This window comes from Agrobacterium sp. S7/73 (assembly GCF_019355535.1).
Lineage (GTDB): Bacteria > Pseudomonadota > Alphaproteobacteria > Rhizobiales > Rhizobiaceae > Agrobacterium > Agrobacterium tumefaciens.
Genome location: NZ_CP072138.1, coordinates 393,195 through 406,113, shown reverse-complemented (window position 1 = coordinate 406,113; position 12,919 = coordinate 393,195). Strand labels below are relative to the sequence as shown.

Sequence of the window (12,919 nt, the reverse complement as noted above, 5' to 3'; positions counted from 1 at the left end):
ATAATGGACAATCGCCCCCTTGAAAGCCGCCGCCGCTCGGCTATCGAAAACATCTATCCCCTGTCATCCATGCAGGAAGGATTGCTGTTCCACTCCATCGCCACGCCCGACGAAGGCGTCTACGTGCCGCAGATCGTCCTGCAACTGAGGGGTGCCGTCGATCCGCAGATCATGCATGATTGCTGGAGCGAGATGGTGTCGCGCCATGCGGTTCTGCGCACTACCTTCCACTGGGAAGAAAGGGACGAACCCTTTCAGGTCGTCCACAGCGATGCCGGCCTTGCCTGGTCGCAACTGGATTGGTCAGGAATCAACGCAGAAGAGCGGCAAAGACGCCTCGGTGCGCTTTTGTCCGCAAACCGGAGGCAGGCTTTCGATCTGAAGATGGCGCCGCTGATCCGCCTGCAATGGATCGACTATGGCGGGGAAAATTCGCGTCTCGTGCTTCAGTACCACCATATCATTCTTGACGGATGGTCGGCGGGCCGCATCGCCGAAGACGCCTTCAGGACCTATCAGAGACGGTGCGGCTCATTACGTCCGCCACTGCCCGCACCACGGCCCTATGTGGATTATATTGCCTGGCTGAAAAGCAGGAAACGTGAGGCGACGCGTGCGTTCTGGACGGACTACACGGCGAAGATCGAGGTCCCGGGCAGGATGACCCGCGACGCCACCGGAGGCGAGGCCGATTTCTCAAGTCATAACTTCACCTGCGATCCCGCAGTTTCCACGCAGGCGGCAAAACTGTGCAGGGACATGGGGATTACGCCCAATACCCTGCTGCAGGCCGCGCTTGCCATCGTCATCGCCCGCAAGGCCGGCAGCAGACACGTCGTCTTCGGCGCGACGACAGCCGGGCGACCTTCCGAACTCCAGGGTGTGGAAAACATGGTCGGCCTGTTCATCAACACGCTGCCGGTCTGCATCGACGTTGAGAATGGCCCTCTTGCCCCGTGGTTGCAGACATTGCAGAAACGCCAGTCCGCCTGTGCGGAACACGACTATCTTCCGCTACGCGAGATACAGGCAGGGCGGGGCGATCTTTTCGACTGCCTGCTGGTCTTTGAAAATTATCCCGTGCCGCGAGATATATCGACGGAGGCGACATTCGCCGTGACCGGCGTCGAGGTCGATGAATGGACACACTACCCCTTCACCCTGTTTGCCGCTGCCGACGCCACGAAGATTGCGATTTCCGCCCGATACGACAGGCGCTGCATTTCCGCGCAGGAGGTAGAGGCATTCCTGAATGAGCTGGGCGCGACAATCGGCGAGATCGCCGGCGGCACTCCAACGGTTCCGCACGTATCCGATACGGACGCAAGGCCGGTCGATATCGACAAGCCTGCGCTGCCTTCGACGGAAACACACAATGATCAGCCCTTTTCCGCTACCGTCTGGACAGAAACGGAAGAAAGGATTGCCCGGATATGGGCAGAGGTTCTGAAAGTTGAGGTCGAGTGCAATAGCGATAATTTCTTCAACCTCGGTGGCCATTCGCTTCTGGCTGCCCGGGTCGTCAACCGGGTGCGGCGAGAATTTACGATCAATTTTCCCGTAAAAGTCCTGTTCGACCGCCCGGTCCTTGCGGCATTTGCAGCATTCATCGACGCGCTGAAAGCAGCCGCCGCACCCGTGGGCGAACACAATGCGATTGAAATATGATACAAGGACACACAATGACAGTTCGTCCCAGGTTGATCTGCCTCCCGCCAGCCGGCGCCGGCCCAAGTCTGTTCCGGTCTTGGGTTCATTCTGAGAGCGTCTTTGACGTCACCCCAGTCGCCCTGCCGGGTCGCGAAGCGCATTTCACCAAGCCGCTGCCGCGTGATATCCAGAGCCTTGCCCAACATGTGGGACACGAAGTCTCCGGGCTGCTTCAAGCTCCCTATGCCCTGTTCGGTTATTCCATGGGCGCTGTGGTGGCCTATGAGCTGCTGCGGCACATCTCCATTCGGGGCCTGCCGCTCCCGGACGCGCTCTATATTCTTGGCTCGAACGCACCCGACCGTGTTCTTGAAGGACGTAAGCCCATTCACGTCATGTCGAGCGAGGATTTTCACCAGTCGCTGGTCGAAATCGGCGGTACGCCGGATGAGATATTACGCGACAAGGAGGCGATGGCGCTGTTCGAACCCGTTCTGCGCAACGATTTTCGTATTTGCGAGACTTATGAATTTACGCCTCCGGATGTCCCTGTTACGCTTCCGGTACATGTATTCGTGGCCGACGCCGACCATCTGGTCAGCTGGAATGCGGCGCGTGCGTGGGAAAGCTGTATCGGTCAGGAAGTCACCATGCATCGGATCGAAGGGTCGCACATGCTTGCTCAGCAAGCTTTTGCGCACTTCATCGGCAAACTAGGCCAGCTGTGGAAAACCGATACGATGCAGGCAGGGGCTGTTTCAGCGAAAGAGGCATGAGCCTGATTTGAGATGCGAATCTGACGGATGCGACGGACAATGAGACATCACGAAACCGCCGGAATCCCCGAAGCCAGCGATATTCTGACGGAAGCAACCGCTCTCCAGCAATCAATGTGGACCGAAGTGCCGTGCAGCACCGGTGCAATGCTTCCCGGCTGGACAACTGCTGCCGAGCTGTTTTCCAGCCCTTCGGAACTGCAGGAATTTCTGGACTATGAGGGGTCGTTCGATCCCGGCGTCGACCTCAAAAGTCGCGCCGCATTTCTGATGAGCGACTATTGCTACATCTTCTTCATGGCCACCGTTCCGTTGCTGGTTGGCCGTGGCATCGTGCCTGATATGTCGCCTGATACCTTTTCGCTGCAGTTCTATACCCACCATGGCGAGCATGACGGAGAACAAATGACGGTGCGGCGGGCCCGCGTCAGGCTGTTGTCACCGCAGATCTTTGCGGATCAGGATGACGGGCCGCATTCGACGGTCACGGACCACGCAGGCCTGTGCGAGCATTTCAGGATGGGCGTCGAGCAACATTTCCGTCCGCTGGTGGAAGCATTGGCAAAAAGGACCGGTTTTTCGAAAAATGCGCAATGGCGGCTGGTGGGAGATGCCATTGCCGGCAGATTTCTCGACGTCGGAAGACGGTTCGGCTGTCTCGCCGATGCGATGTCGACGGCAATGGCGATAGTCAAGGTACAGGGATCGCCTTTGAACAACCGCCAGCTGGGGTATTTTGACCTGACCCTGCACGACAGCGCATTGAAGGAACCATTCACCTACACGTTTCGCGCGCGTGGCGGATGCTGCCGGTACTATACCGTTAAGGGTGCGGAAAAGTGCCCGACCTGCGTGTTGAAGTCGAGCGATGAACGGGACGCCTGCCTGCTACAGGAAATGCGCGCCCATTTCTGCCTGACGCAGAATCATTGTTTTTCATAAATTTATTTCGACTTGAGAGTCCCATACTCCCTCCCCTGTTCGTCTTCAGCATGAGTGGGCAGATATTGCCCCTTTTTGTCTGAATAGCTTATCGAGCGCGCGGGAGCGGGGGCTTCAATGGAATGCAAGGGAATTAACGCCAGAACGGCTCGAACCGGTCTGGCTGGATGTGTGGCGATGCTGCTCGCAACTTCGGTTTCTGCTCTGGCGATGCATGTGCCGGCCGCAGCGCAGGACACCGGTCAGGCAAGCGCCTCGCCACGACAGATTTCGATTGCCGCCGGGCCGCTTACCTCCGCCCTCAATCAGCTTGCCACACAAACCGGCCTGCAGATCATGTTTGACGGATCGGTTGCCAATGGCAAACGGTCCCGCGGTGCCACCGGTAATCTGACGCCGTCACAGGCGCTTGACGCAGTGCTTGCCGGCACAGGCGTCCAGCCGCGTTTCGCCGGTCAAAATCAGATTGTCCTCACTGTTGCCGCGAATAATACCGATGCTGTCGGCAGCGACGGCACGACGGTACTGCAGGCGATCACGATTTATGGCGCCCGCAATGCCACGACGCTGGCCAGCACGTCTTCGAGCATCGGTATCGTCACCGCGCAGGAAATTGCCGATGGACAGATACACAGTTTTCGCGACAGCTTCCGCCGCATGGCAAACGTCATGGATGGCGACTGGGCCGATGCCGGTTTCATCATTCGTGGTGTCAGCTCGGAGGGTCTTGTCCCCGGCGGCGCGCCGCTTGCAACGCTCTATATAGACGGCGTTCAGCAGACGGTGCGTGGTGCGCGCCGCGGGGCACGCGGGTTGTTTGATGTCGAGCAGGTCGAAGTCTATCGCGGCCCGCAGTCAACCCTGTCGGGGCGCGCTGCCATGGCTGGTGCCATTTACATCAAGACGAAGGATCCCACCTTCGAAAGGGAGGCGGAACTTTCGACCACAATCGCCACCGGCAATCTCTACGGCACCGGCTTCATGTTCAATGCGCCGCTGATGGACGATCAACTCGCCGTTCGTATCTCCGGCGAAGTTCAGCGCAGCAAGAACGATATCAACTACCCGACATTCGCGGGTTACGAAAACTACAATGAGTTCACGCACGACTTTTATTACCAGGTCCGCGGCAAGGTCCTGTTTGAACCGGCGGAAATGCCGGAGACGCGCGCCCTTCTCAGCTACTCGTTTTCACATGACAACCCAGCCGTTCGCGATATCGGCGGCCCAAAAGGCTCCATCCCCTTCAGCTTCGACCAGAAACGCGGCGATTATCTACTTCCGGCTTACATAGAATATCGCCCGACCGACGTGCATAATGTCGGACTGGAGGTAACGCATGATTTTTCAGACGAGTTGAAGCTGACGTCACTTTCGGCCTTCAGCTATTCCGACGCCGATCGTCTCTCGGTCAATTATGGAACCCCGGGCGAAATCAACACCTATCATGGCTACTACAAGGAGTGGATCGCCTCCCAGGAACTCCGCCTCAATTATGAAGGTGACAAATGGGACTGGGTCGGTGGCGTCTATTTTGCTTTTGAAGATGAGAAGAATTTCTACGATCGCACCATTCCGCTGACCGCCACCGTCAACCGCAACCAGGTTCAGCACAATACGCAGAAATCGTTCAACGCCGCCCTGTTCGGAGAGGCGACATATGAATTCGTTCCGACGTGGAAAATCACCGTCGGCGGCCGGCTGGACTACACGGATCAGGATATAACCCAACATCTGGTGCGGACCCAGCCTCTTGGCGGCAGGCCGACCGTTTTGACGGACTATGCCGCATCCTTCAACGAGGTCAATTTCGTACCGAAAATCGGCCTTTCGAAGGAACTGACGGACACACAGACGGTCGGAATTACCTATTCCCAAGGTTTCCGGACAGGTGGCGCGAGCTACGATTCTTATCGTCGGACGGCCTATAACTACGAACCGGAAACGGCATCGACCTACGAGATTTTCTACAAAGGCTCGTTCATGGATGACCGACTGACCGTAAATTCAAACGTGTTCCTCACCAAATATTCGGACCAGCAGGTTCTGATGCAGCTCGATCCGACGGATCTGCTAAGCCGGCGCATCATCAACGCCGCGTCATCGGAAGCGTGGGGCTTCGAGTTCGAGCCGTCGTTCAAGGTAACTGACAACCTCGAAACCTTCGCATCGCTCGGCTACGTCCATACCGAGTTCAAGAACTTCAACGATCTGACTTACGGCAATCTGTCCGGCCTGCCATTCCCGGAAGCACCCGAGTGGTCGCTGGGTCTTGGCGCTCGCTACACGTTTGATAACGGTGTCTATGTCGGTGCAGACGCCAAATATACCTCGAGCTACCTGGCACGGCTGGGCAGCCTGCCGCACGATTATCTCGACAGCCGTTGGATCGTGAACCTGCAGGCCGGCTACAAAACGGAGCGGTGGGAAATCAACGCCTTCGCGCAAAACCTGCTGGACGAGGAATATTTTGTCTACAACGACAATGATATTGCCGCCACGCTCGGCGAGCGCCGCAGTGTCGGCCTGAACCTCAAGGTCAAATTCTGATGCGTTTCTTGCGCGGCTCCATGCCGCGCAGGCTTCCATTTCTGGAGTAATGAATGATCCTGCGATCGTTTCTCATCTTGCTGATGGGACTTTTTGCATCCGGCGCTTCGGCGCAATGTTCGGGCCGTTCCCTCACGACAGGCGTGTATGGCGCACCGATCTGCGTGCCGGACACACCTCGCAGGATCGTTGTGCTCGATCCCTTCTATAATCTCGGGATGGCGCTTGAACTCGGCCTGCCTTTGGTAGGCGCGCCGCTTATGTCCGTTCAGGACCATGAACTGAAGGGGAAGGCCGACAAGGCGACGGTCTCCGATATTGGCGAAGCCCGGCAGCCCAGTCTCGAGCGCATCGTGGCCCTGAAGCCGGACCTGATTGTCGGGGACGCAGCCCTGCACGGTCAATCCTACCAGAACTTCGCCAAGATTGCGCCGACTGCGCTGATCGACGCAAAGAACTGGAAAGACCATTTCCGCACATTGGCGCTCCTTTCGGGAAAAAGTGATGGGGCGGCAGGGATGCTGGCCAGCTACGAAAAACGTGTTGCCGCCATCAGAGAGAAGACTGCTTCCCATAAGGTATCGGTATTGCGGGTGACGCCCAGCGGTTTTCATGTCTATCTCGACGGTCCGGCTGCCTATGCGCCCTATGCAGTTCTTCGTGACGCCGGCATAAAACGTAGCGTTTACGAAACGACTGAGGACAACACGGTCTTCAAACGACCCGAATGGGAGGACCTCGCCCTCCTCGACGGGGACATCCTGCTCTACGTCGTTGCCGGCAGATACGATACAACCATGGACGATGCGCTTGCCGACCGCACGACCAGCAACCCGTTCTGGCAAATGTTGCCGGCAGTCGCATCCGGAAACGCCCACCGGGTAAAGCGCGAAACATGGATGAGCTTCAACGGCATCGGCTCCGCAAACAGAGTCCTCGATGACATCGAGCAATATCTGCTGGACAGGCCGTGACATTGTTTCGCGGACTATCGAAGGCGGAAAGACTGATACATCCTCGCCGGTCGGAATTTTTCTGCTCGGTCCTGCTTCTGCTCGCCATTGCTGGCCTGCTGGTTTCCGCAATGCTGGCAATAATGACTGGCCCGGTGCCCCTTTCACCATCGACGGTGCTCTCTGCAATCTTCCGCTTTGACGGCTCGCGTGATCATCTCGTCGCAACGTTGCTGCGCTTGCCACGCGTCGCGGCGGCCGTGATCGCAGGTGCGGGCCTGGCCGTTTCAGGTGCGATCATGCAGGCGGTGACAAAAAACCCACTGGCTTCGCCGGGGCTTCTCGGCATCAATGCCGGCGCAGCTTTTGCGGTCGTCGCTGGCCTGTCGATCATGGGCGTTTCGGGCGACGTGCTGGTCTGGTATGCCTTTGGTGGCGCGGCATTTGCCGCGCTCTGCGTTTTCTTCATCGGCTCTATCGGCCGTGTGGGCGCGACCCCGCTGATCATGGTGCTCGCTGGAGCCGTCGTGGCGACATTCCTCACGTCTTTGACCACGGCAATTCTGATCTTCGACCAGACGACACTCGATGCCGTGCGCTTATGGACAGTCGGTTCCTTAAGCGGCCGGACGATGGAGCACGTCTTCACTGTGCTGCCATATTGGCTTGCAGGACTGCTCGGCTCACTGCTGCTCGCCCGTCATTTGACGACACTCAGCCTTGGCACCGACGTCGCCACCGCGCTTGGCCAGAACCTCGCCCTTTGGCGTAGCCTGTCGGTGGTGATCGTCATTCTCCTCTCCGGCAGCGCCGTTGCACTTGTCGGGCCTGTCGGCTTCGTCGGCCTCGTCGTGCCGCATATCGTTCGTATGGCCATCAGCGTGGATTACAGCTGGGTCATTCCCTTCAGCGCCGTCATCGGTGCGATCATGGTTGTCATCGCCGATCTCACCGGGCGGATCATCTTGGCCAACCAGAGTTTCCCCGTGGGCGTCACGATGGCGCTGATCGGAGCACCGTTTTTCCTCTGGCTGGCGCGTTATCGCACGGGGGCAGGCAGGCCGTGACACGAGCAATAACTGTTCTAGTCCTTCTCAACCTTCTAGCCGTTATTGCTGCGATGATCTGGGGTGACCAGTCGATTGGCTGGCGTGATGTCGCCAACGCGGTTATCGGCGGGGCGTCACCCGACCTGCAGATGATCGTCATCGAATTCCGGCTTTCAAGAGCAATGCTGGCCCTGCTTGCCGGTACAGGACTTGCCGTGGCGGGCACGATTTCGCAGACCGTCATGCGCAATCCCCTGGCAGAGCCCGGCGTTCTGGGTATCAATGCGGGGGCAGCGCTCGTTGCAAGCGTGGTTATCATCCTTTTTGCTAATGTTTCACCAACCGTTCTGCCCTGGGCGGGCTTTGCAGGGGCCGTCACAATGGCGGCAGCCGTCTACGCGCTCGCCTGGAAACGAGGCACGTCCTCTCTCAGGATCATCCTTGTAGGCATAGGCCTCAGCGCCATGGCCGGCGCGGGAACCAGCTTTTTGACCGCATTCGGCAATGTCATGGATGTGCAGCGGGCAATGATCTGGCTTTCGGGCAGCGTCTACGGCGCTGATTGGACCAAGGTCAAAAGCCTTCTACTGTGGCTCTCCGTTCCGCTGGCCCTCACCTGGTTCTCCTACCGGCAGTTGGACCTCATCCGTTTTGGCGACGATGTAGCGACCGGGCTTGGACAGAAGGTCAATCTCGTGCGTGCATTCCTGATATTGCTCTGTACACTGATATCGGGTGCCACCGTCGCGATGGTGGGGCTGGTGGGGTTTGTCGGCCTGATCGCCCCGCATGTTGCGAGACGGATCGTTGGCCCTGCCCATCAAGCCCTCATTCCGGTTGCTGCTCTGACAGGCAGTCTTTTGCTGCTGGTCGCTGATATTATCGGCCGCACGGTCATCGCACCGGCCCAGCTGCCGGCCGGTATCGTCACGGCCCTGCTGGGGGCTCCATTTTTTGCCTATCTTCTGAAGGGCCGCCGGCATGCATGAAGACCATCGCCTCGCGACACGCAATCTGTCCCTTGGATATAACGGCTCCGTCATTGTCGACGACCTGAACCTGAAAATTCCGTCCGGGCAATTCACCGTTCTCGTCGGGAAAAACGGATGCGGCAAATCCACGATATTGCGTGCACTCGCCGGACTCCTCAGCCCGATGAAAGGCGAGATATTTCTGGACGGCACATCGACGCGGAAAATTCCATCGCAGGAACGAGCAAAACACATCGGCGTTCTCACGCAGGGGCCGCAGGCTCCAGAGGGGTTGTCCGTCGCCGAACTGGTCCGTCAAGGACGTTATCCCCATCGCAGGCTGTTCGAGCGCTGGTCCGGCCGTGACGAGGATGCGTGCACCCATGCTCTCGATCTGACCGACATGACATCGCTTTCCGGCCGTCCGGTAGAGGCTCTCTCCGGCGGCCAGCGGCAGCGCGCTTGGATAGCGATGACGCTCGCCCAGGAAACGGACATTCTTCTTTTGGATGAACCGACGACTTTCCTCGATCTCGCTCACCAGATCGAAATACTTGAACTGATCAGGCAGCTTGTTCGTGATAGAGGTCGCACGATCGTGGCGGTTCTCCACGATCTCAACCAGGCTGCCCGTTACGCCGATGAAATCGTTCTCATCAGGGATGGCAAGGTATTTGACTCGGGAAGCCCAAGCGCCGTCATTACGGACAGGAATGTTCTTGATGTCTTCGGAGTGAATGCCGTCATCATGCCGGATCCGCTTTCGGGAACGCCGATGTGTGTCCCGGTGCCGTCACGCAGTTGAGCGGGCCGCAAGATGTGGCGGCCCCGCAACATTCGTTAGGTTTTTCGTAATTTGCAATGCTGCTTCTCTCATCGCTACGCATTCGCACGCAAGCAAAAAGATGTAATGAATCCAGACATAAACATGATAAAAACTGTCTTCTTTTTAACAGGAAAGGGTTTCTTGTCGCCATAGACCGTAAATCATTGCACTTGCATCGCTTTTTCCTCGCCATTAGAAATTCCTCAGCGGCAACGATGGGAAAAAACTCCATTGCCGGATGATGACAAGGTTCGGACGAACGCCAAGGAGCTCCGGTTTGCGCTCCGTATCCGCCCTTTAGTTGTCGCATATTGCAACTTGCGGAGGATCAGGAAAGCGATGCGGATGTCGACGGCCAGCCTCAATGAGAGTAGCGGAACCGACCTGCTGAACAGGGCGATCGTTGAGCACTACAGCGACATCATCAAGGCGGTGGGTGGACGCAACCGTTCAGACGGAGCTGCGCGGGAAATTGTTCACGATCTCTACGTAAAGCTTGCACTGCAGCCGGATGCGCTCTCTGGCAAGCGATCGATAAAAGCCTTTCTGTGCCGCGCCGCTTCCAACATGCGGATCGACCGGATCAGACGCGAGCAATTCGAGTCCCGGCTTTTCTCCGGTTCGGACGAGGATGCAAGAGGGATGATCGCGACGGACAGCGCTCCCGATCAGGGGCTGGACGTCGAGGCGCGACTGGCGATACTGAAACAGGCCATTGCCGACCTGCCGGAAAAACGGAGGACGGCATTCGTGCTGCACAGGCTGCATCATTTCACGCCAGACCAGATCGCCTCCAAGTTGAAAATTTCGCGCAATATGGTCGACCGGCATCTCAGACGTGCGCTCAGCCATTGCCTCGACCGCCTTTTCGAAATGGAGTAAACATCCTAATCTAGGCAGTTCATTCGTCTACACATTGGAGAGCATAATTGGAGCGTTCCGTGCAACGTAGACGTCTGACGCGCGATCAGCGCAAGCGAAACAGAGATGCAGCCGACTGGGTCTTTCGCAACCGCGACCCCGAGCAGCCCGAGACGGAGCGGGCGGAGTTCCATCGCTGGATGGAGCTGGATCAGGAGAACTGTCGGGCCTACACAGCTGCAAAGCGCATTCTTGGCGAAGCGAGAACTGCGATCCGCTCCGATGCCGGGCTTAGTGATATGCCGGTTGAGACCTCACCGCGTGGGCGCAACGCGATCATCTCTTCAATCGTGGCAATCATTTCGGCCGGTGCACTCTTCATTGCCCTGGATGGCCCCATGCGCCTGAGCGCGGATGTCATGTCCAGCGCCGACGAAATGCCGGAAGTCACGCTGGAAGATGGCTCCCGGGTCCAATTGAACGCGCAGTCGGCAATCGCACTCGATTTCACCAGCGAACGAAGAACGGTTCGGCTCCTGCGCGGGCAGGCCTTCTTCCAGGTAGCCCCGGATGCCAACCGTCCGTTCTCCGTCAGCACCGAGGATACGCTGGTCACAGCTCTTGGCACGGCTTTCGATGTTCGCCAAAGCGCGACAGACACGCGCGTTGCCGTAACGGAACATTCCGTCATGGTAGAGTTCAAGACTGAGGGAGGCATCCCGGTGAAACTCGGGGAAGGTGAAGAAATGCTTCACCTGAACGAGACAGGCGAAAGCACGATCCGGAAAACGGATGCAGCTACGGCTCTCGCCTGGCGTCGGGGCCGGCTCACCGTAGACAACGTGCCGCTCTCCTACGTTATCGAGGAAATACAGCGGCATTTTCGAGGGCGCATCGTCATCGGGAACGAAGCGACCGCTCGACGTATCGTCAGCGGCACGCTCTCCGTTAGCGATACAGAGAGTGCACTAAACTTCCTGCGCACCGCCCTTAATATCCAAACATACGAGATTGGCCCCGTCATTGTAGTAACGTCCTGATCGTTAAATGTCTTGGGTAAAAGAACGCTAGGGCCGCGCCCTCCGCTGGCGCGCGCCATCCTTGCGGCGGCAGAGAAGAAGGGAATTCTCGTTCCGCCTGGGACTAGCTCCGCCCCGCCAACGGGCAAGGGTGCGCTCGGCGTCGTCGAAGGAAAGCGGATTGTGCTCGGCAATGCGCCCTTCCTGAAGGAGAACGGCGTCGATGCGTCCTCTCTTTCCGAGACGGCAGACGCGCTGCGTCATGACGGAGCGACGGTGATCTACATTGCTATTGACGGCCAGGTCGGCGGCATCTTCGCGATCCCCGATCCGATCAAGGCGACCACGGCCGAGGCGCTGAAGGCGCTGCATGAAGACGGCACCGGCATCGTCATACTGACCGGCGACAATAAGACGACGGCCGAGGCGGTCGCACGAAAGCTTGGTATCGACGAGATCGAGGCGGACGTGTTGCCAGACCAGAAGAGCGCCGTAGTCAATGGGCTTAAAGCGGAGGGCCGCGTGGTGGCAATGGCAGGAGACGGCGTCAACGACGCCCCGGCGCTTGCCGCCGCCGATGTCGGGATCGCATGGGTTCGGGTACGGACGTTGCGATCGAAACCGCAGGTGTCACACTGCTCAAGGGCGATCTGATGGGGATCGTGAAGGCGCGACGACTTTCTGAAGCGACAATGGCCAATATCCGTCAGAACCTGGTTTTTGCCTTCATCTACAATGCGGCCGGCATTCCGATCGCCGCCGGTGTACTGTATCCGACGTTCGGGTTGCTGCTGTCGCCGAGCGCCACGATGCAGAACAGCTGGCAGCGCTCGGCCAGATGCCCGCCTTCGATCGTCCAGTCGCTGGTTTTCGAGCGGCCGAGGCCCGGAAACGGGAAGCCGAACATCGGAGAGACATATTTGCACACGATCGCGACCGCCCACAGCACTATCCTCGCTTCATGCTCCACGAATGCGCCGGCGATCCAGAACAGGGCGGAGATCGAGTCCCAGCCGAGCATCCGCCGGTAGTTGGCTGCAAGCGGATGATCTGAACCCAGTTCCTGGACGATATAGGCCGTGCGATCGACCTGGATCGCGACATAGGCGAGAGCGAAAGCCAGCCCGCGCTCGCCGAAAGCGCCGGGGATGGCCGAGGCCATGAGAAGGCCCGCCAGCATGACGGTGAAGATCATGCCGCGAATGCGCGGCGTCTCCGGGTCGAACCAATTGGTGACCCAGCAGGTATATTGCCAGCCAAGCCATACCGCGAACCACAGGATCATTGTCTCGAAGACGCCCGTCAGATGGCATTGCCAAGTT

At 58.3% G+C, this 12,919-nt stretch carries 10 protein-coding genes and 2 pseudogenes; 11 read left to right on the top strand and 1 reads right to left on the bottom strand.

Going from position 1 to position 12,919, the window contains the following annotated elements; genetic code table 11:
* Positions 1-3: 3 nt before the first annotated feature.
* The 11 genes and pseudogenes from J5276_RS26595 to J5276_RS26545 all read left to right on the top strand — a co-directional run.
* A complete protein-coding gene (locus tag J5276_RS26595; RefSeq protein ID WP_112650635.1) occupies positions 4-1,668 on the top strand; it encodes a condensation domain-containing protein in 1,665 nt (554 codons plus the stop codon).
* A 14-nt stretch (positions 1,669-1,682) separates the two neighbouring features.
* A complete protein-coding gene (locus tag J5276_RS26590; RefSeq protein WP_065662631.1) occupies positions 1,683-2,426 on the top strand; it encodes a thioesterase II family protein in 744 nt (247 codons plus the stop codon).
* Positions 2,427-2,465: 39 nt separating this feature from the next.
* Positions 2,466-3,368 carry a ferric iron reductase gene (locus tag J5276_RS26585; protein ID WP_236759716.1) on the top strand — a complete coding sequence of 301 codons (903 nt, stop codon included), beginning with the start codon at positions 2,466-2,468 and terminating at the stop codon, positions 3,366-3,368.
* Positions 3,369-3,545: 177 nt separating this feature from the next.
* Complete coding sequence (locus J5276_RS26580) at positions 3,546-5,918, top strand: TonB-dependent receptor (protein WP_236735649.1); 2,373 nt, start codon at positions 3,546-3,548, stop codon at positions 5,916-5,918.
* A 53-nt stretch (positions 5,919-5,971) separates the two neighbouring features.
* A complete protein-coding gene (locus J5276_RS26575; RefSeq protein ID WP_112650632.1) occupies positions 5,972-6,892 on the top strand; it encodes an iron-siderophore ABC transporter substrate-binding protein in 921 nt (306 codons plus the stop codon).
* Positions 6,889-7,938: an iron ABC transporter permease gene (locus J5276_RS26570; RefSeq protein WP_112650631.1), complete on the top strand. Its 1,050-nt coding sequence runs from the start codon at positions 6,889-6,891 to the stop codon at positions 7,936-7,938. The genes J5276_RS26575 and J5276_RS26570 overlap by 4 nt, the downstream gene beginning before the upstream one ends.
* Positions 7,935-8,909, top strand: coding sequence for an iron ABC transporter permease (locus J5276_RS26565; RefSeq protein ID WP_081307459.1), 975 nt, complete (start codon positions 7,935-7,937; stop codon positions 8,907-8,909). The genes J5276_RS26570 and J5276_RS26565 overlap by 4 nt, the downstream gene beginning before the upstream one ends.
* Positions 8,902-9,696, top strand: a complete 795-nt coding sequence (locus tag J5276_RS26560) for an ABC transporter ATP-binding protein (RefSeq protein WP_065658838.1) — start codon at positions 8,902-8,904, stop codon at positions 9,694-9,696. Before J5276_RS26565 ends, J5276_RS26560 begins: the two co-directional genes overlap by 8 nt.
* A gap of 360 nt (positions 9,697-10,056) precedes the next feature.
* The gene (locus tag J5276_RS26555) at positions 10,057-10,599 is read left to right on the top strand and encodes an RNA polymerase sigma factor (protein ID WP_112650630.1); all 543 of its coding nucleotides are present in this window, start codon (positions 10,057-10,059) and stop codon (positions 10,597-10,599) included.
* A gap of 59 nt (positions 10,600-10,658) precedes the next feature.
* On the top strand, positions 10,659-11,618 hold the full coding sequence (locus tag J5276_RS26550) for a FecR family protein (RefSeq protein WP_255610423.1): 960 nt from the start codon (positions 10,659-10,661) through the stop codon (positions 11,616-11,618).
* Positions 11,619-11,660: 42 nt separating this feature from the next.
* Positions 11,661-12,397, top strand: a pseudogene (locus J5276_RS26545) (HAD-IC family P-type ATPase); the annotation flags it as partial.
* Here J5276_RS26545 and J5276_RS26540 read toward each other — a convergent pair.
* Positions 12,388-12,903, bottom strand: a pseudogene (locus J5276_RS26540) (low temperature requirement protein A); the annotation flags it as partial. The pseudogenes J5276_RS26545 and J5276_RS26540 overlap by 10 nt on opposite strands.
* Positions 12,904-12,919 lie beyond the last annotated feature (16 nt).

Bases quoted from the DNA above. Each gene is read 5' to 3' on its own strand.
- J5276_RS26595 (WP_112650635.1), top strand. From the start codon at position 4: ATGGACAATCGCCCCCTTGAAAGCCGCCGCCGCTCGGCTATCGAAAAC.
- J5276_RS26590 (WP_065662631.1), top strand. From the start codon at position 1,683: ATGACAGTTCGTCCCAGGTTGATCTGCCTCCCGCCAGCCGGCGCCGGC.
- J5276_RS26585 (WP_236759716.1), top strand. From the start codon at position 2,466: ATGAGACATCACGAAACCGCCGGAATCCCCGAAGCCAGCGATATTCTG.
- J5276_RS26580 (WP_236735649.1), top strand. From the start codon at position 3,546: ATGCTGCTCGCAACTTCGGTTTCTGCTCTGGCGATGCATGTGCCGGCC.
- J5276_RS26575 (WP_112650632.1), top strand. From the start codon at position 5,972: ATGATCCTGCGATCGTTTCTCATCTTGCTGATGGGACTTTTTGCATCC.
- J5276_RS26560 (WP_065658838.1), top strand. From the start codon at position 8,902: ATGCATGAAGACCATCGCCTCGCGACACGCAATCTGTCCCTTGGATAT.
- J5276_RS26555 (WP_112650630.1), top strand. From the start codon at position 10,057: ATGCGGATGTCGACGGCCAGCCTCAATGAGAGTAGCGGAACCGACCTG.